This is a genomic window from Candidatus Pelagibacter sp. PS_10_02 (assembly GCF_059418005.1).
In genome coordinates this window covers 801,731-820,869 of sequence record NZ_CM182076.1, presented here as the reverse complement: position 1 = coordinate 820,869, position 19,139 = coordinate 801,731, and the positions used below count along the sequence as shown (strand labels likewise).

Annotated in this window: 20 protein-coding genes; 8 read left to right on the top strand and 12 right to left on the bottom strand. The window is 30.9% G+C overall.

What is annotated here, in order from left to right; all coding sequences use genetic code 11:
• Positions 1–900: an allantoinase PuuE gene (puuE, locus tag AC5SL1_RS04575; protein WP_494599272.1), complete on the bottom strand. Its 900-nt coding sequence runs from the start codon at positions 898–900 to the stop codon at positions 1–3.
• Between the two features lie 38 nt (positions 901–938).
• Positions 939–2,129, bottom strand: coding sequence for an acetylornithine deacetylase (gene argE, locus AC5SL1_RS04570; protein WP_494599271.1), 1,191 nt, complete (start codon positions 2,127–2,129; stop codon positions 939–941).
• 27 nt (positions 2,130–2,156) lie between these two features.
• Here argE and AC5SL1_RS04565 point away from each other — a divergent pair, with 27 nt between their 5' ends.
• From AC5SL1_RS04565 to AC5SL1_RS04530, 8 genes are read left to right on the top strand one after another with little or no spacing between them, the layout of a single operon-like run.
• Positions 2,157–2,498: a tRNA-binding protein gene (locus AC5SL1_RS04565; RefSeq protein WP_494579251.1), complete on the top strand. Its 342-nt coding sequence runs from the start codon at positions 2,157–2,159 to the stop codon at positions 2,496–2,498.
• Positions 2,499–2,504: 6 nt separating this feature from the next.
• Positions 2,505–3,092, top strand: coding sequence for a LysE family translocator (locus tag AC5SL1_RS04560; protein WP_494599270.1), 588 nt, complete (start codon positions 2,505–2,507; stop codon positions 3,090–3,092).
• Between the two features lie 4 nt (positions 3,093–3,096).
• Positions 3,097–5,766, top strand: a complete 2,670-nt coding sequence (gene acnA, locus AC5SL1_RS04555) for an aconitate hydratase AcnA (RefSeq protein WP_494599269.1) — start codon at positions 3,097–3,099, stop codon at positions 5,764–5,766.
• Position 5,767: 1 nt separating this feature from the next.
• Positions 5,768–6,412: a hypothetical protein gene (locus AC5SL1_RS04550; protein ID WP_494599268.1), complete on the top strand. Its 645-nt coding sequence runs from the start codon at positions 5,768–5,770 to the stop codon at positions 6,410–6,412.
• Positions 6,405–7,709, top strand: a complete 1,305-nt coding sequence (locus AC5SL1_RS04545) for a PQQ-binding-like beta-propeller repeat protein (RefSeq protein ID WP_494599267.1) — start codon at positions 6,405–6,407, stop codon at positions 7,707–7,709. The genes AC5SL1_RS04550 and AC5SL1_RS04545 overlap by 8 nt, the downstream gene beginning before the upstream one ends.
• A 2-nt stretch (positions 7,710–7,711) precedes the next feature.
• Positions 7,712–8,143 carry a hypothetical protein gene (locus AC5SL1_RS04540; protein ID WP_494579241.1) on the top strand — a complete coding sequence of 144 codons (432 nt, stop codon included), beginning with the start codon at positions 7,712–7,714 and terminating at the stop codon, positions 8,141–8,143.
• Positions 8,143–9,189, top strand: a complete 1,047-nt coding sequence (gene zapE / locus AC5SL1_RS04535; RefSeq protein WP_494599266.1) for a cell division protein ZapE — start codon at positions 8,143–8,145, stop codon at positions 9,187–9,189. The genes AC5SL1_RS04540 and zapE overlap by 1 nt, the downstream gene beginning before the upstream one ends.
• Positions 9,189–9,608: a secondary thiamine-phosphate synthase enzyme YjbQ gene (locus AC5SL1_RS04530; RefSeq protein WP_494599265.1), complete on the top strand. Its 420-nt coding sequence runs from the start codon at positions 9,189–9,191 to the stop codon at positions 9,606–9,608. The genes zapE and AC5SL1_RS04530 overlap by 1 nt, the downstream gene beginning before the upstream one ends.
• 19 nt (positions 9,609–9,627) lie before the next feature.
• Here the strand turns inward: AC5SL1_RS04530 and AC5SL1_RS04525 are convergent, their stop codons facing one another.
• The 10 genes from AC5SL1_RS04525 to AC5SL1_RS04480 form a co-directional block, all read right to left on the bottom strand.
• Positions 9,628–11,046, bottom strand: a complete 1,419-nt coding sequence (locus AC5SL1_RS04525) for a cryptochrome/photolyase family protein (RefSeq protein ID WP_494599264.1) — start codon at positions 11,044–11,046, stop codon at positions 9,628–9,630.
• Between the two features lie 4 nt (positions 11,047–11,050).
• The gene (locus AC5SL1_RS04520) at positions 11,051–12,181 is read right to left on the bottom strand and encodes a diaminopropionate ammonia-lyase (RefSeq protein WP_494599263.1); all 1,131 of its coding nucleotides are present in this window, start codon (positions 12,179–12,181) and stop codon (positions 11,051–11,053) included.
• 1 nt (position 12,182) lies between these two features.
• Entirely contained in the window at positions 12,183–13,508 is a 1,326-nt protein-coding gene (glnT, locus tag AC5SL1_RS04515; RefSeq protein WP_494579234.1) for a type III glutamate--ammonia ligase, read from the bottom strand.
• 17 nt (positions 13,509–13,525) lie between these two features.
• Complete coding sequence (locus AC5SL1_RS04510; RefSeq protein WP_494573428.1) at positions 13,526–13,678, bottom strand: hypothetical protein; 153 nt, start codon at positions 13,676–13,678, stop codon at positions 13,526–13,528.
• Positions 13,679–13,737: 59 nt separating this feature from the next.
• Positions 13,738–13,962: a hypothetical protein gene (locus AC5SL1_RS04505; RefSeq protein WP_415277903.1), complete on the bottom strand. Its 225-nt coding sequence runs from the start codon at positions 13,960–13,962 to the stop codon at positions 13,738–13,740.
• 11 nt (positions 13,963–13,973) lie between these two features.
• Positions 13,974–15,374 carry an ammonium transporter gene (locus AC5SL1_RS04500; RefSeq protein ID WP_494579232.1) on the bottom strand — a complete coding sequence of 467 codons (1,401 nt, stop codon included), beginning with the start codon at positions 15,372–15,374 and terminating at the stop codon, positions 13,974–13,976.
• A 126-nt stretch (positions 15,375–15,500) separates the two neighbouring features.
• Positions 15,501–15,926, bottom strand: a complete 426-nt coding sequence (locus AC5SL1_RS04495) for a hypothetical protein (RefSeq protein WP_494586801.1) — start codon at positions 15,924–15,926, stop codon at positions 15,501–15,503.
• Between the two features lie 8 nt (positions 15,927–15,934).
• Positions 15,935–17,344, bottom strand: a complete 1,410-nt coding sequence (locus AC5SL1_RS04490) for an FMN-binding glutamate synthase family protein (RefSeq protein ID WP_494573432.1) — start codon at positions 17,342–17,344, stop codon at positions 15,935–15,937.
• Entirely contained in the window at positions 17,344–18,198 is an 855-nt protein-coding gene (locus AC5SL1_RS04485; RefSeq protein ID WP_494573433.1) for a GltB/FmdC/FwdC-like GXGXG domain-containing protein, read from the bottom strand. Before AC5SL1_RS04485 ends, AC5SL1_RS04490 begins: the two co-directional genes overlap by 1 nt.
• Complete coding sequence (locus AC5SL1_RS04480) at positions 18,186–19,130, bottom strand: class II glutamine amidotransferase domain-containing protein (RefSeq protein WP_494573434.1); 945 nt, start codon at positions 19,128–19,130, stop codon at positions 18,186–18,188. Before AC5SL1_RS04480 ends, AC5SL1_RS04485 begins: the two co-directional genes overlap by 13 nt.
• Positions 19,131–19,139 lie beyond the last annotated feature (9 nt).

Below are 19,139 nucleotides of genomic sequence, written 5' to 3'. Positions count from 1 at the left end.
TTAGGAATAGTTTTTAATCCAATGTTTGGCAATATCAACTCTTTTGCAAACCCAAATATCTTCATGTTTTTGTATATAATCTAAAAACTTTTTTAAAGACTGAATTCTACCAGGTTTTCCAATTAGTCTACAGTGTAGTCCAACAGACATCATTTTTGGGTTTGTTCTTCCTTCTTCATACAAAACATCAAAACTATCTTTAAGATAACTATAAAAATGATCACCAGTATTAAAACCTTGATTTGTTGCAAATCTCATATCATTATTATCAAGAGTATAAGGAATGATTAATTGTTTTTTTTTATTTCTGTTTTCCCAATATGGTAAATCATCACTATACGAGTCACTGTCATATAAAAATCCACCATCTTCCATTACCAAATCTCTAGTATTTGGACTACATCTTCCCGTATACCAACCATCAGGTCTTTTACCAAAAATTTTAGTATGAGCTTTAATAGCAAGCTGCATATGTTTTTTTTCTTCTGATTTTTTAATATTTTGATAATCAATCCATCTCCATCCATGTGAAGCTACTTCATAATCAGCTTCTATTATGGCTTTACAAATTTCAGGGTTTTTTTCTAAGGCCATCCCAACTCCAAAAATAGTTATAGGAATTTCTTTTTCTTGAAAAAGATTGTGAAGTCTCCAAAAACCTGCTCTTGAACCATATTCATAAAGCGACTCCATATTCATATGCCTTCCCTTTATGGGTTGAGCGCCTATAATTTCTGACAGAAAAACTTCTGAATTTTTGTCTCCATTAAGAACACAATTTTCTGCACCTTCTTCATAATTTAAGACTATTTGAACCGCTATACGTGCTTTGTTTGGCCATTCAACCTTAGGTAAATTTGAACCATAACCAATTAGATCGCGAGTATCTTTTTTTGTCATAAAAAATTATAATTTAATTTGACTGAATTAACAATTTGTTAATTTATTACAGATTTTTCTTTAATACCATCCAGCAAGCTTAAACATTTTTTAAGCTCATCAAGTTTTATAAATTCATCAATTTTATGTGCTTGTTCAATTGAACCAGGACCACAAACAACTGTGCTTATTCCTATCTCTTGAAATAGACCAGCTTCGGTTCCAAAAGAAACAACTTCTCTTGAATTATCTCCTGTTAAACTTGAAACTAATTCACAGGCTTTTGATGCTTCATCTCTATCGAAACCAATTACTTCACCAATAATTTTTTTGCTAATTGTAGCCTTAGGATAAACTTTTTTCATATCTGGCAATAAAACTTCATTAGCATATTTATCTATTTCTAAATTCAAAAATACACCATCTTCTTTAACAACAGGTCTTGTTTCCCAGTTGATGTGACATTTGTCAGCAATTACATTGTGAGCTATCCCGCCAAATATTCCACCAATTGATAGTGTGGAGTGTGGAGGGTCAAAAATAGAGTCTTTAGGAGATCTTTCTTTTAATTTTTCTCTTAACTCAATTAATTTATTTACATATCTTGATGCATATTCAACAGCACTGACACCTTTATGTGGAGCAGAGCTATGACCTGCTAAACCCTCAAAATAAGTTGTATATTCATAACACCCTTTATGAGCATCTATGATTTTCATATTAGTTGGTTCTCCAATTATACAAATTCCATCTTTTATTCCTCTTTTTTTTAATTCAGCAATTAATATTGGAGCTCCTATACAAGCAGTTTCTTCATCAAAGGTATAGGAAAAATGAATATCTCTATCAGAATTCGCTTTTGCATAAATTGGAGCGAAAGCTAAAGTACAAGCAATAAAACCTTTCATATCACAAGCCCCTCTACCAAAAAGTTTTTCATCTTTAATTATTGCTTCAAATGGATCTGCACTCCATCCTTTAGAAACAGGAACAACATCAGTATGACCTGATAAAATTATAGGTTTTTTATTACTAGGGTTCTTTGCTTTAAGTGTTGCAAAAAGATTAACTCTTTTTTTTTCATCATCAAAAGTTCTAAATGATGTAGCACCTATCTTTTTTAAAATTTCATCACAATAATTAATTAAAGAGCTATTATCTTGACCAGATATAGTTTTAAATGAAATCAAATCTTTTAAAATTTTTATAGAATTATTAAATAATTGATTAGAACTATTTTCTGTACTCATAAATTATTTCTATTATATATTAAAATAATGAAAGAACAAATAACGTATGATATTTTTGACAAAGTTGATATTAGAGTTGGAACAGTCATATCTGTTAAAAAAAATGAAAAAGCCAGAAAACCCTCACTGGTAATAAAAGTAGATTTTGGAAAAGATATAGGAATTAAACAATCATCCGCTCAAATTACCCATTATTATAACGAAGAAAATTTAAAAGGAAAACAGGTGATTGGTGTTTGTAATTTTCCTGAAAAAAATATTGCAGGAGTTGTTTCACAAGTTCTTATTCTAGGATCAATTGATGAAGAAGGTAAAGTGATATTGGTTCATCCCTCTCAACCATCTGAGAATGGTCTTCCTATAGCTTAATTTTTTATGTACTCAGAATTATTATTGTTAATTGGTATATCGGTTTCACTTGGTTACACTCCTGGACCAAACAATGCTGTAGCATCTTATTCAGGATTTAATTTTGGTATAAAAAAAACAATTCCACTAATACTAGGTGTGTGGTTAGGATATACGACATTAGTTATATTAATTAATTTTGTTCTAATATCAACTTTTGTTAAGTATCCAATAATTCAAGAGATAATTAGAATATTAGGTACAATTTTTTTATTTTATCTTGCATATAAAATTTCTTTCACTAATTCATCGACTGAAGATAAAAAAGAAAATCCTGTAAAATTTTTTGATACATTTATATTTCAGTTTTTAAATCCAAAAGGTGTAATGGCAGCAATTACTTTAATTTCTAAATTTGTCAAAGAGGATAATTATTTGACGAGCTCTTTATCTGTTATTATTGTTTGTTCCTTAACAGCTATAACAAGTATTACTGTATGGGCATTTTTAGGTAAATTCTTAAGGGGTTTTGCGACAAATATTAATTTCATTAAACGTTTCAATTATGCTATGTCATTGCTTCTTATTCTTTGTATAATAGGATTTTACATCTAACTAAATGAAACCAGGAAACCAAAATTCATATAAGTCTTTAAAATCAATCAGTATTGATAATAAAAACTATAAATATTATTCATTAGCTGAAGCTGAAAAAAATGGATTAGAAGGTATTTCAAAATTACCAAAATCCTTGAAAGTTTTGCTAGAAAATCTTTTAAGATATGAAGATGATTTATCAGTTAACAAAGATCAAATAGATGCAATTAAACTTTGGTTAAAAGATAAAAAATCAAACACTGAAATAGCTTACCGTCCTGCAAGAGTTTTATTGCAAGATTATACGGGTATACCAGCTGTAGCAGATTTAGCTGCTATGAGAGAGGCTGTAAAAGAAAAAAATAGAGATCCAAATTCTATCAATCCTTTGTCAGCGGTAGATTTAGTTATTGATCACTCTGTACAAGTAGACAAATCTGCCAAATCAGATTCTTTTGAAAAAAATGTTGATATAGAATTTGAAAGAAATGGAGAGCGATATTCATTTCTAAAATGGGGACAGCAAGCATTTAATAATTTTAGGATTGTTCCTCCTGGAACAGGAATCTGTCACCAGGTTAATTTAGAATACTTATCTAAAGTAGTGTGGTCTGAGAAGTTTAATGAAGAGGATTATCTATTTCCTGATACCTTAGTTGGTACAGATAGCCACACGACAATGGTTAATGGATTGTCAGTGCTTGGATGGGGTGTTGGAGGCATTGAAGCAGAAGCTGGAATGTTAGGTCAGCCAATTTCAATGTTAATTCCTGAGGTAATAGGATTTGAAGTTAAAAATAAAATGCCAGAGGGCACCACTGCTACTGATTTAGTATTAACAGTTGTAAAGATGTTAAGAGATAAAGGAGTTGTTGGAAAATTTGTTGAATTTTATGGTGAAGGTTTAAAAAATTTAACCCTAGCTGATAGAGCAACAATTGCAAACATGGCACCAGAGTATGGTGCAACTTGTGGATTTTTTCCTATTGATGACGAAACATTAAAATATTTAAGATTTTCTGGAAGAGATGAAGCAACAGTAAAAATTGTTGAAGTTTATGCTAAAGAACAAGGTTTATGGGCAAGTGAGGGTATAGAATTTACAGATACTATTTCTTTAGACATGTCTACAGTTGTGCCAACAATTTCAGGACCTAAAAGACCTCAAGATAAAGTTTTGCTTACAAATGCTTCTGTTGAATTTAAAAAAGTTTTTAAAGATGCCACACAAAGAAATAAACAAAATGTTTCAAAAGTTGAAAATACAGATTATGAAATTAAAGATGGATCAATATTAATTGCTGCTATAACATCATGTACCAATACATCAAATCCTAATGTTTTAATTGGTGCTGGTCTTTTAGCTAAAAAAGCTGTTGAATTAGGTTTAACAACAAAACCTTGGGTCAAAACATCTTTAGCCCCAGGTTCACAAGTTGTGACTGATTATTTAGAAAAAGCAGGCCTAAACATATTTTTAGATAAACTTGGATTTAACCTAGTAGGCTATGGATGCACAACATGCATAGGAAATTCTGGACCTTTACCTGAAAATATTACAGATGCTATCCAAAAAGAAAATTTATATGCTGTATCTGTATTATCAGGAAATAGAAATTTTGAGGGAAGAATATCTCCCCATATCAAAGCAAATTATCTTGCTTCCCCACCTCTTGTAGTAGCCTATGCATTAGCAGGTCATATGGAATTCGATTTATACAAAGATCCTTTAGGACAAGATAAAGATAGAAAAGATATTTTTTTAAAAGATATTTGGCCTTCAAATAAAGAAATTGAGGAAACATTAAGAGATGCACTTAATGCTGACATGTTTATTAAAAGATATTCCAATGTCTCAGAAGGACCTAAACAGTGGCAAGAAATTAAAACAGAAAATACAAGTATATATAATTGGGATGACACTTCTACTTATGTAAAAAAACCACCTTTCTTTGAAAATTTACCTGATACACCAGAAGGCTTTAAACCAATCAAAGATGCAAGACTACTTTTAATTTTAGGTGACATGGTAACGACTGACCATATTTCGCCAGCAGGAAATATTCAAAAAGAAAGTCCAACAGGTGAATATTTTATGGAACATCAAATACAACCGAAAGATTATAATTCTTACGGTTCGAGAAGAGGAAATCACGAGGTTATGATGAGAGGAACATTTGCAAATATTAGAATTAGAAATGAAATGGCACCTGGAACAGAAGGAGGTTTTACAAAATTATATCCAGAAGATAAAGTTATGCCAATTTACAATGCAGTTGAAGAATATAAAAAAAGAGGTGTAGATTTAGTTGTTATAGGTGGCAAGGAATATGGAACAGGTTCATCAAGAGACTGGGCCGCAAAAGGAACAAAACTATTAGGTGTAAAAGCAGTTATTGCAGAAAGTTTTGAAAGAATTCATAGATCAAATTTAATTGGAATGGGTGTTTTACCACTTCAGTTTACAGAGGGAAACAATAGAACCAACTTAAATTTAATTGGTTCTGAATTGATTACTGTTTTAGAAATACAAGATGGAGTGAACCCTTCTGACCATATTAGTGTAGAGATAAAATATGCAAATGGAGATATTAAAAAAATTAAAACTCTTTGTAGAATTGATACAAAGAACGAATTAGAATATTATAAGCATGGTGGTATTCTTCAATTTGTTTTAAGAAATATGATTTAATATGGATGAAGATATTTCAATAATCGACTCAAACACAAGAAATGAAAAGATTAAAAACTTTTTAACAAATAATAAAAAAAAAATAATCTCATCAGTATTAATTTTAGTTATTTTGGTAATTGGCATTTATTCAATTGATACCTATAAAAAACAAGTCACACTCAAGTTGGCTGATAAATATAATTTTGCTTCAATAAATTTTAAAACAGAAAACCCTCAAAAAATAATTGAAGATTTAACTGATATAGTGAAAGCAAATGATACTACCTATTCACCACTGGCGTTATATTTTTTAATAGATAATAATTTAATTGAGAGTCGAGATGAAATTAATCTGTTATTTGATGAGGTGATAAACAAAACAAAGCTTGATAAAGAAATTAAAAATCTAAATATTTATAAAAAAGGACTATACAATTCAAATTCTGTGTCAGAAAATGAATTATTAATGATCTTAAACCCTTTAATTAATTCTGAAAGTATATGGAAATCACATGCTTTATATTTAGTTGCTGAATATTTCTATTCAAAAGATGAAAAGCAAAAAGCAAAAGATTTTTTTGACCAGATAATTACCCTTCCACAAGTCAATAGCGATATTAAAGAAACAACGCAAAAAAGACTTAACAGAGACTACCGTGAATAGGATTTTAAAGATTTTATTAATATTTTTTTTAATAAGTAACTGCTCATTTAATTCAAACTCAAAATTCTGGACAAAAGAAGCAAATATTGAAAATGAAAAAAAAGTTTTGAATAAAAATGCTTTATTTAAAAAGAAAAAAGTTGTTCAAAAAGAATTTAATTCAAACTTAAAAATAGAATTAAAATTTGACGATATATTAGGTAATAACTTATACAATGTAAATAATGAAGGTATTGTTGATTTCTCAACAGATTTAAAAAAAATATCTAAATATAAGTTCTCAAAAATAAAAAATTTCGATCAGTTTCAGCCAGATATAATTTTTAATAATGATAATTTAATTTTTTTTGACAGTAAAGGTTCAATAGTTAAGTTTGATCAAAATTCAGATTTATTATGGAAAAAAAATTTTTATAACAAACAAGAGAAAAAAAATCACCCCATTTTATTTTTTGCGAAAAATGAAACAACCCTGATTGTTGCAGACAGTATTTCAAAATATTATGCGTTAAATATTAAGACAGGAGAAATTTTATGGACAAAATATAATAATGCACCATTTATTTCTGATATAAAAATTAATGATGACAAGTTTTTTGTAGTAGACTCCAATAATGTTCTGAGTTGTATTTCAATAACAGATGGCACTTTAATTTGGCAAAACAAAAGTGAAAATAATATAATAAAATCTACAAAAAAAATCTCAATAGTAATCAATAAAGATAAAGTTATATTTAATAATTCTGTTGGCGATATAAGTGCACTAGATATTAATAATGGAAATCTAAAATGGATTATAACTACAGGAGATAAAGATACTTCAATTAAACCATATTTATTAAAATTGTCAGAATTAGTTATAAGTAAAAACTCGCTAATATTTTCAAATAATAATAATTCTTTTTACTCTGTTAATTTAGCAAATGGTCTTATAAATTGGACACAAAATATTAATTCATACTTGAGACCTGCGATTGTAAATGATTTTATTTTTACTGTCACAAATGAGGGGTATTTGATAGTCATCGATAAAACGACAGGAAATATTATAAGAATCACAGATATATTTGATAAATTTAAGATAAAACAAAGAACGAAAATTAAACCTGTAGGTTTTGTTATTGGGTTAGAAAACTTATATTTGTCCACAGACAATGGAAAACTTTTGGTTATTGATGTGCTAACAGGTAGAACTAATTTGATACTTAAAATTGATAAAAATAAAATATCTAAACCTTTTATTTCAAATAACAGTTTATATCTAGTTAAGGATGACTCGATTATAAGATTAAAATAAGAATGTTTCTTGAGTTGCTTAATAGTTTAGGACGAAAAAAAATAGTACTTGATAGAGGTCCATCCCATCCCAAATACGATCAAGCAAAACCCTGGATGAATAGATATTATGTTTTATTTAGACATCGTCCAAAATGGTTTCCATTTAATATTTTAATCCATGAAATGCTCGCAGATGATCACGGTGAAGGTGTACATAATCATTTATGTCCATATATTACTATTATTCTGAGAGGTGGTTACTGGGAAACTACAAAAAAGGGTAAGTTTTGGAGAAAACCAGGTTATGTAGGATTTCGTTCGGCAAATGCTCATCACAGAGTAGACTTAAAAGAAGGCACAAAACCTATGACAATATTTATTCCTGGTCCCTTTGGTTTACGAAAAGGGCCAAGATCAGAGTATGGTATTGATTTTAAAACCAAAAAAAATTAATGGTAAACCAATTACAAAAAAATTTTATATCGCATTGTAACATTCAACAATTAGAAGTTAATTCAAATCAAATAGAAACTGTTAAGAAATTAGAACAATATTATAAAGAGAATTTTAAATCTTATTTTTCAAAATTATTTTCAAAAAAATCATCAAAAAAATGTTTTTATCTTTATGGTGATGTTGGTGTAGGTAAAACTATGATTTTAAATTTTTTTTTTGATCATCTAAAAGAAAAAAGGTTAAGACTACACTTTAATGAGTTTATGTTAAATTTTCATGATTTTGTACATGAAAAAAAAGAAGAAAATACAATTAATCATTTTGTAAAAAATTTAAAATTAAAAGCTTCATTAATTTATTTTGATGAATTTCAGGTAACAAATATAGTTGATGCTATGATTTTAGGAAAATTATTTGATCAAATTTTTAAAGAAAATATTAGAATTATTGTAACTTCAAATACTAAAATCTCTGAGTTATATAAAGATGGACTTCAAAGGGATCAATTTAAACCTTTTATAAAAGTTATGGAGCAGAAGTCAGTTGAATGTGAGTTAAAAATTGAAGATGATTATAGAAAATCTAGCAACAATCAAAAACAAAGATATTTTTATCCACTTAATCAGGAAACTAACTTTAAAATTAATAAATTTTTTAGAACTATTACAAAAGATAAAAAACATTCTTTAAAAATAATCAATGTAAAAGGTAGAGATTTCAAAATAGAAAATTTTTATGAAGGGGTTGTTAGATTTAACTTTAATGAGTTATGTGCTCAAAACTTAGGTGCAGAAGATTATTTGGAAATTATTAAAAATTGTAAATTTATTGTAATAGATCAAATACCACAATTTAATGATATAAATACAAATCAACAACAACGTTTCATTACTTTACTCGATATAATTTATGATAAAAATGTTCCAATTTCAGTTACAGCAAACCAAAGCCTGGATAAATTTGCCTCATCAAAATTATTAGAAAAACCATTCAAACGTACCATCAGTCGTCTATACGAATTAACATCCATGGAAAATAATTGATGAAACAAGAATTTTATAATCTTAAAATAAATACTGAGGGTCAAAAATTATACGAATTTACAAACCTAACAATTGAATGGATTAATCAAAACAATTTTAAAAATGGGATGCTTAATTTAAGTATTCAGCACACCAGCGCATCTTTAATTGTACAAGAAAATGCTGATCCAGATGTTCAAACAGATCTAGTAAATTATTTTGATAAACTAGTTCCTATGGATAACAAATTGTATATTCACACAGCGGAAGGAAAAGATGATATGCCAGCACACATTAAATCTACCTTAACTAATAATCAAATTGCTCTTAGTATTAAAGAAGGTGAATTATTGCTTGGAACCTGGCAGGGTTTATATCTATTTGAACACAGGTTAAATACTCAAAATAGAACAATTATTCATCATTTTATTGGAGATTAATTTGTTAATTTTTTATTTTTTATTTTTTTAAGCTTTGAAAAGCTTCTAAGGCCGAAGCTCTAGCTTTTTCATGTACGACTATTGGCTGAGGATAATCTTTTCCAATTATTGTATTAATTGCTTGTTGGTATTTTAATTCCATTTCCCAAGGTTTATGAATAAATTTATTTGGCACTTTATCTAATTCGGGGACCCATTTTTTTACATAAAGCCCTTCTTTATCAAATTTTTCACCCTGCAGGATTGGATTGAAAATTCTAAAATAAGGAGCAGCATCTGCCCCACAACCAGCAACCCACTGCCATTGTGCAACATTGTTTGCTTTATTAAAATCCAACAAACAATTTCTGAAATGTTTTTCTCCTTCAGTCCAATTAATTCTTAAATGTTTAACAAGAAAAGATCCAACTACCATACGAACTCTATTATGCATCCAGCCAGTCTCATATAATTCTCTCATACCAGCATCCACTATTGGATATCCTGTCATTCCAGTTTTCCAAGCTTTTAAATGTTTTTCGTTTTTAATCCATGGAAATTTGTCAAAGTCTTTTCTATAATTACCTTTTAAAAATTCTGGAAAATAATTGATCAAACTATGTGAAAATTCTCTCCAACCAAGTTCATTAATATATTTTCTATATCCAATACCTTTAGATTTGATTTCACTACATTTTTTCCAAATACTTGCCACATGAATTTGACCATGTTTTATATATGGTGAAAGTTTTGAAGTTCCATCTACAGATGGGATGTCTCTTGTTGTTCCATAATCTTTGATTTTATTTTCTATTAACTCATTTAGAATTTTTTTAGAATTACCCTCAGATATTATCCAGTATTTATCAAATTTTTTATACCAATTTTTTTTAGGCAAAATATCTTTAGGTTTAATATAGTTTTTAAAAAAAGTTTTTTCTTTTGACTTATTTTTGATAATATATTTTTTACTAGGAGGTGAAGCTAAATATTTTTGTTCAGCAGTTCTCCAAAATGGAGTAAATACTTTAAAAGGTGTCCCATCATTTTTGGTTACTTCTTGAAATTCATTTAAAATATTTCCTTTAAAGTATTTAAAATTGATTTCATTTTTTAAAAAAATATCTCTAATTTTTTTTCCTTTAGCAATTACATCTGGTTCATAAACTTTATTCCAATATATAGAAAGATTATCTTTTTTTTTAATCTTAGAAAAAATATCAAGCTCATCACCTTTCACTATTTGAAGAGCAATATTATATTTAGATAAGTCTTTTTTATAAACTTCTAATGACCTTGAAACCCACCATTTTTGAGCCTCAGTTTGATTATCAAAATTTTTGTTATTATAGATAAACAATCCAATTACACTCTCATGATTTTGAGTTGCAAAAGATAATGCAGGATTATCTTCTATTCTAAAATCATCTCTTATCCAGAAAATGCCTGTGTCTGACATGTAATTAATTTTGGTTAATTAACTTTTGGTACATTGCTTTATCTGTATCACCTTCACAACCAATTACTAAAACATTTGAATTTTGATCTAATCTTAAACTTTGTTTTAAATTTTGATCTTCACAACTTGCAATTAAACTTATTACTCCTGGAGCCGAATTTTCACCAGCAATAATAGACTGATCACTAAAGCTTGAGTTTCCTAATAATTTCATAGTTTTTGCAATATCGTCATCTGGCAGACTGATACAATGTTTAACAGAGTTCTTTAAAATCTGCCATGGGACCAGTGATACCTCTCCACAAGACATACCACCCATCAAACTTTCTGTTTTGATGTCAATTTTTTCTATTTTTCCAGTTTTTATACTTTCCAAAACACAAGCTGCACTATCAGGTTCAACTACTATAGTAGATGGAATATTGTTTAAATATTTAGCAATCCCTGCGATCATTGCTCCAGCCATTCCACCAACACCAGCTTGTAAAATTATATGAGACATTTTTTCATTATGAATTTGATCTGTAATTTCTTTCATCATGACTGTATATCCAGCCATCGTATACGTAGGCACCTGCATATAATCTCTCCAAGCAACATCCTGGACTATTTGCCAATTATTTTCCGTAGATTGTTTGATGCATTCAATTAATGATTTTTCATAATTTCCTTTTACTTTAATTACATCTGCCCCAAGATCAGCCATAGCTTGACCTCTTGCATCACTCACAAACTCACTAATAAAGATTTTACACTTTAAACCTAATCTTCTAGCACCCCAAGCAACAGATCTTCCATGATTTCCAGCAGTTGCGGTTGCAACTACAATATCTTTATTACCTTTTGTTACTTTTTCAACAGCATAAGCGCCACCTAAAGCTTTAAAAGATTTTAAATTAAATCTTTTACTCTCATCTTTGTAGTAAATATTTTTTAAATTTAATTCTTTTGATAATTTATTTAAAGAAATTAAAGGAGTAGGGGCATAACCATCCCATTTTGAAATGCTAGAATAAGCATCATCTATTTCTTTTTCTGATAATGTGTTTAAAATTTGCTGTTTATCAAAGGAATAATTTTTATTATTTAAAAATTCAGAAAATTTCCATTGGTGACCATTAGATAAAATTGTCATTCTAACAATCTAGAGTATTATCTTTTTCCCACTTTGAAATAGGTTTTGTCTTATCAAAACTTTCTTTGGATTGGAATTCTTTAATTTCCAAACTTCTAAGTTTGATGTAGCTTATAATTGTTTCTTTACCAAAGGCCTCATTCATTTCTTTATTATTTTTTAATTGCTCTAATGATTGAACTAACTCATTAGGTAATTTTGGTAAATCTGGATATTTTGCGTGGTCTTCGTACATATTACAATTAAGTGGTTTTCCTGGATCGATTTTATTTTTTAAACCATATAATCCAGCAGCTAATACACTTGCTTGTAACAGATATGGATTAACAGATCCATCCATTAATCTTAATTCAAATCTACCTGGGTCAGGTATTCTAATCATATGAGTTCTATTGTTTCCTGTATAAGAAATACTGCTAGGTGACCATGTGGCACCTGATTTTGTTGGTGGAGCATTTATTCTTCTATAACTATTAATTGTTGGATTAAAAAAAGCTGATAGAGAAGATGCATTTTTGATTACTCCACCAAGAAAATTATAAGCCATTTTACTTAAGCCCAGATTGTCTGATTTATCTAAAAATTTATTTTTCTTACCTTGCCATACTGAAACGTGTGCGTGACAGCCATTTCCAGTTAAATTTTCAAATGGTTTAGGCATGAAAGTTGCTCTAAGACCATGTTTTTCAGATATTGTTTTAACCATATATTTAAAAAAAGTATGTCTATCTGCAGTTTTTAAACAATCGTCATAATCCCAATTCATTTCAAATTGGCCATTAGCGTCCTCGTGATCATTTTGATATGGGCCCCATCCCATTTCAATCATACAATCACAAATTTCTTTGATTAAATCATACCTTCTCATTAATGCCGATTGATCATAACAAGGTTTTGATTGAGTATCTCTTGGATCTGCAATTGAGTTCCCATCTTGTGAAATTAAAAAATATTCACATTCAACGCCTGATTTCATTGTTAAATTTTGTTTTTTAAGTTTTTGAATTTGTTTTTTAAGCATTACTCTTGGTGAGGCTTCAACTGGCTTGCCATTCATCCATAAGTCAGAAGCTAACCATCCCACTTCTTTATTCCATGGCAATTGGATTAAGCTATCTGGATCTGGTATTCCAAACATATCTGAGTCTGCAGGAGACATATCAAGCCATGCGGCAAATCCCGCAAAGCCAGCACCAGCACTTTGCATTTCTTTTATAGCATGAGTAGGAACTAATTTTGATCTAAGTACACCAAATAAATCAACAAAACTTATTAGAAAATATTTAATTTTTTTTTCTTTTGCAATTTTGAATAAATTTTTAGGCATAAATTAAGTTAACATTATTATCTAAATAGTGAAAAGATAGTTTCCTTATAATAAATTAAATTTACAACAATTATTATTACTATAGCTAATATTACTCCATATTTTGCTTTAGGAAAAACAACGCCTCTCATTTTAGTAGGTCTCAATTCTTCGTTGTTATTGTCAGCCATATTTAAAGATTATAAAAATAGGGCGCCACTTTCAAGTAGCGCCCAAATTTTAAGTTTAATTACCAATCGGTAATATTGCTTTTATGATCATTGGCACCATGTCTTTTTCTAGCTAACCTTGAGAGTTTTTCACTCTCAGATCTAGCAGTCAAAACATGCCAGCCAATCCAAAAAACTACACCAAGAATAACCAGTAAAGTTTCAGTGGATCCAGCTCCCGGATAAACTGCTCCGACAACCTCTTTTGCACTTAAATGATCTATCCAGTTTGTAACTGTAGCCATATTTTTCTCCTTTACCTAGTTGAAGAGGCGACTGCTTTTTCAGCTTCTCTATCGTCCTCCATTATTTCATAGTCTAGTCCAGCTATTTCAACTTCACGGGGTATTCTTAATTTACCCATTCCATGAAGTACTTTAGCTATTACATAACCTGGTAGCATTCCAAGAACACCAAACATAATTATTGCTCCTAAGAATTGCCCCAATGGATTGATTGATGCATAAGTTGATCCGTCCCACATAGCTCCTACACTATATCCAGATGAAGGATAGCCATTTAAAACAAACCCACAAATTACAAGACCAACAAACCCTGCGTAACCATGCACTGCTACTGCACCAACTGCATCATCGATTTTGAACTTACGTTCAACCCAGTAATGCATTTTGTATGCAATAACTACACCGATCGCACCAATAAGCATTGCTTGTATCGGGTGATACAAATCATTACCTGCAGATGCACAGATGATCCCAGCTAGTCCACTTGAGTAAGTCCAGAATGGATCACCTTTAGCGACCACGTATCCAGCCAATAATCCGCCTGAAAGTGACATCAAGAAGTTAAAGGTAATTCCACTCAGTGTGGTAGGGGTTACATATATGTTTGTAGCCGTCCAATAGGTGACACCTTCCATTCCATATTCAGGTCCAAGATCAAATATCGGTATATTACATGCCGCATAAAATCCCCAGAAACCAGTATAAATTAAAAATAATCCAACAGTTACTAGCCATGGGTTTCTTGGCCCTATATTTCTTGGTTCACCACTTGATGAGAATTTTCCAATTCTAGGTCCTAAAACGATTAGAACACCTAAAGCAAATCCACCCGCAATTGCGTGAATTACTCCTGATGCGTAAGCGTCATGATACCCTAAAATTTTAAGCATCCATCCATCAAAGTGCCATCCCCAAGCAGCATCAATCACCCAGAAGCACGAACCAATTGCAATTGCTAAAATTCCAAATGCAAAAGTTGTAATTCTTTCAATGATTGCTCCAGAGACGATTGAAGCAGCTGTCCATGAAAATAGTAAGAATGCAGCCCAGAATACTCCACTTATGTGATCACCTAAATTGATCGCCATAAATTCTGAGTTAGCTAAATACCATTTAGCACTAAAAGTGCTTTCGTCAGTAATTAACGCTGTACTCTCATTCATTATTGAAGGTGCAATTCCTGGTCCTGTTGGAAATGCCCAGTAAATCCACCAACCAAAGAAAAACCAAGTTACTGTAACCAATGGTATCAGCATTGTGTTTTTCATTAAAGTATGTTGGTGATGTTTGTATCGAGAAGCTCCAACTTCATACATACAGAAACCGACGTGAATTAAAAACATCAGCACTACTGTTACCCAATAGTAAAACTCTGTAAATATAGTTGTAAGAGCACCTAACTGATCAGTCATATTCTCTCTCCCATATTAGTTTTTAAAAAGCTTATGAGATTTCTAGGGGTGTGACAAATGAAACAATCTATAAAAACCTAATGTTCACAACAACTTTTTAAAAAAAAACAACTATAGATTGAGATATTAAAATTTTAGGTAAGCTTTTTTCAAATCAACAAGTGGGTGTTTTGGAGACATTTGAAATTTAACTAAAAGCTCTCTTGCTATCATATCTCTATCTTGTTGGTTGTTCGGTAATTTAATAGATTTTGGAATTGTAACCCAACCATTCGCATTTCTACAAAATACTGCTGGTCTTCCTTCTTCATAACCCATATGAACGTCTTCTAACCAGTTAAGATCATCCCATCCCATTGCTTCCACATATTTTTTAAGAAATGGAGTTACTCTTTTATAATCTGGAAGTAAGTTTACATCATATCTGTAACCGATATGTTGACCAATTAACTTTTCTCTAGCTGTTTCTTTAAAAGTACCTAGTTTTAGTTTTTTTTCTTTTTTAACTTTACTTTTAACTTTTGCTTTAGTTTTTGTTTTTTTCTTAGCCATATTTACCTCTATATTTTGTGATAGTTATCAACACCTACGGTGTAGTTAGTTCCAGCCAAAGGAACTTTTGCTAAAGCAGATGCTTCTGTAGTTAATGCAGCTAAATCCTCAGGCTCTAAAGAGTGGATATTAGTTTTACCACACGCTCTAGCCAAAAGTTGAGCTTCTAACGTCATTGAATGAAGATAGTTGTAAACTCTTAAAGCAGCATCATCTGGATTTAATCTAGCTCTTAGTTTAGGATCTTGCGTTGCAACACCAACTGGACAACGACCTGTATGACAGTGGTAACACTCACCAGCTTTTACACCCATTTCTTTTTCAAAATTAGCTTCAGGGATATCTTTATTACAATTCAAAGCGATCATAGATCCAGTTCCAATTGCAATTGCGTCAGCACCTAATGCCAAAGCTTTTGCCATATCAGCACCATCTCTTATACCACCAGCATAAATTAAAGTAACTTTTCCAGTTTTGCCGACATCATCAATTGCTCTTCTAGCTTCTCTAATTGCAGCAATTCCTGGAATACCAGTATTTGCAGCAGCAATGTGAGGGCCAGCTCCTGTAGAACCTTCCATTCCATCCAAATAAATAGAGTCAGGATCACATTTTGCAGCCATACGCACATCATCATAAACTTTTGATGCACCAAGCTTTAATTGAATTGGTACTTTATTTTTTGTAAGTTGTCTTAATTCCTCAACCTTTAAAGCTAAATCATCTGGACCTAGCCAGTCAGGGTGTCGAGCAGGTGATCTTTGGTCAATACCAGATGGTAATGATCTCATCTCAGCTACTTGATCAGTTACTTTTTGACCCATTAAGTGTCCACCCATTCCAACTTTTTGACCTTGACCAATGAAAACCTCTATTCCATCTGCAAGTTGAGCGTGGTGTGGATTAAATCCATATCTTGATTGGATACATTGGTAATACCATTTTTCAGAATACCTTCTTTCATCAGGTATCATTCCACCTTCTCCAGAACAAGTAGCACTACCAGCCATAGTAGCTCCTCTTGCTAAAGCAGTTTTAGCTTCATAAGAAAGTGCTCCAAAACTCATACCGGTAATGTAAACAGGTATATCAAGTTCAATTGGGTTTTCACATCTTGGACCAATTACAGTTTTTGTTTCACATTTTTCTCTGTAACCTTCAATTACAAATCTTGTAAGTGTTCCAGGTAAGAAAACTAAATCATCAAATGTTGGAATTTTCTTCATCAATGCCATTCCACGCATTCTGTATCTTCCTAACTGAGCTTTTATGTGAATATCGTCAATTACTTCAGGAGTAAAAATAGCATTATGACCTAATAAACTTTTATTTCTTTTACCTTCCTCGTAGGCATGAACATCAGCTTTTCCACCAACACTTCCATTACTTTTTTTCTTTTTAGTTTTTTTCTTAGGCATTAAATTGCTCCTTTCTTCTCAGTAGGTTCTAAATTATCGTAGTTCCATAATTTTTTACCAGCTACAATTTTTTTCATTTTACTTACATCAAAATTTTCACCGATTTCTGCAACTTTTAATTTTCTTCTTAACCAGTCTTGATCACTCTTAGTAAGTTCAGCGTCAACTGCATCACTCCCATAAGATCCAATACTGCCACCAATAAAAATTGTACCATCATACATAGAGTCACCTAAATTTATTCCAACATCTCCAAGAATAATTATTCTCCCTCTTTGCATCATGAAACCTGTAAATGCACCAGCATCACCACCAATAATGATAGTTCCACCTTTCATATCAATACCAGTTCTAGCACCAACACTACCTTTACAAATTAAATCTCCACCTCTAATAGCAGCGCCGAAACAAGATCCTGCATTTTTTTCAATAACTACTTTACCAGCCATTAAATTTTCAGCACAAGACCAACCAACTCTACCGTTAATTCTAACAGTTGGACCATCGCATGAACCCATACCAAAATAACCTAAGCTTCCTTCAAAAATTAAGTTTAATTTATTTAGAATCCCAACACCCAAACTGTGTTTTCCTTGAGGATTTTTTATAACAATTGTTCCATAGCCTTGGCTCATTAAATTATCTATTTCTTTATTTGCGTCTGGAGCAGTCATATCTTTAACATCAAGCTCTGTTCTTTTATTAAAATCAACATCATATGTGCCAAAGTAATAAAAGTTTTCTGCTTCATCAGGATTAAAAAACTTTTGTTGAGTTCTTCCTGTTAAAACTTCTGTGTGCATACCCATTGACTGGGCTTTTGATTTTTTCTCGGTTGTTTTTAGATTTGCCATACTTTTACCTCTCCATCAAATGGATCATATGTATCAATTTCTTGTGGAAGAACTGATCTGATCGCTATTTCTTCTGAACCCATTGCAACTAAATCATCTGACTCATAAAGAACCAAAGGTTTTGCTGCCATAGTGTCTTTTGCCATTCCTAACGAGTCTTTTGTTGCAACAAAATAAGTGAATACTCCATCAAGACCTGTTAAAGAGTCCCTCATACCTTCTTCAAGACTTGCTCCTTCTCTCATCTTTTGAGCAATATAAACGGCAATTAATTCTGAGTCACATTCAGACATAAATCTCATACCCTTATTTTCTAATAGTCTTCTATTATTCCAGTAATTAGTTAATTGTCCGTTATGAACCACGGATACATCACTAAAGGGATAACCCCAGAAAGGATGTGCTGATTTAATATCAACACCAGACTCTGTTGCCATTCTTGCGTGACCAATTGCATGAGTTCCAACCACTTTATCTAAATTATATCTATCACAAACCATTTTAGCATTACCTAAATCTTTAATCACTTCTAATGATTTCCCCATAGAAAGTATTTCCACACCTGGAATACTTTCAATTTTTTGTGAAAATGAAAGTAAATCTTTTGCGCTATAATCAAGCTCATATCTTAAAGAGTAAGGTAAAATCCTTTCTTCCTTAAGAATTTTTGCACCCATCTCAGAAAGATATTGATCAACAATTTTTTTTCTTTCATCATAAACTGAAGTTTCTTCCATTATTGATGAGCTTCCTTCCCCAACATTTTCTCCAACTTTAAAGCGCATGATAAAATTTTTACCATCTGTATCACCGTATAAAGCGTAACCAGTTGAGTCTTCCCCTCTATGTTTTAGAGCCTGAAGCATTCCCTGCAGCTCACTTCCTACATTTGATGATTTACCTCTATGTATTAATCCTGCTATTCCACACATATATTTTCC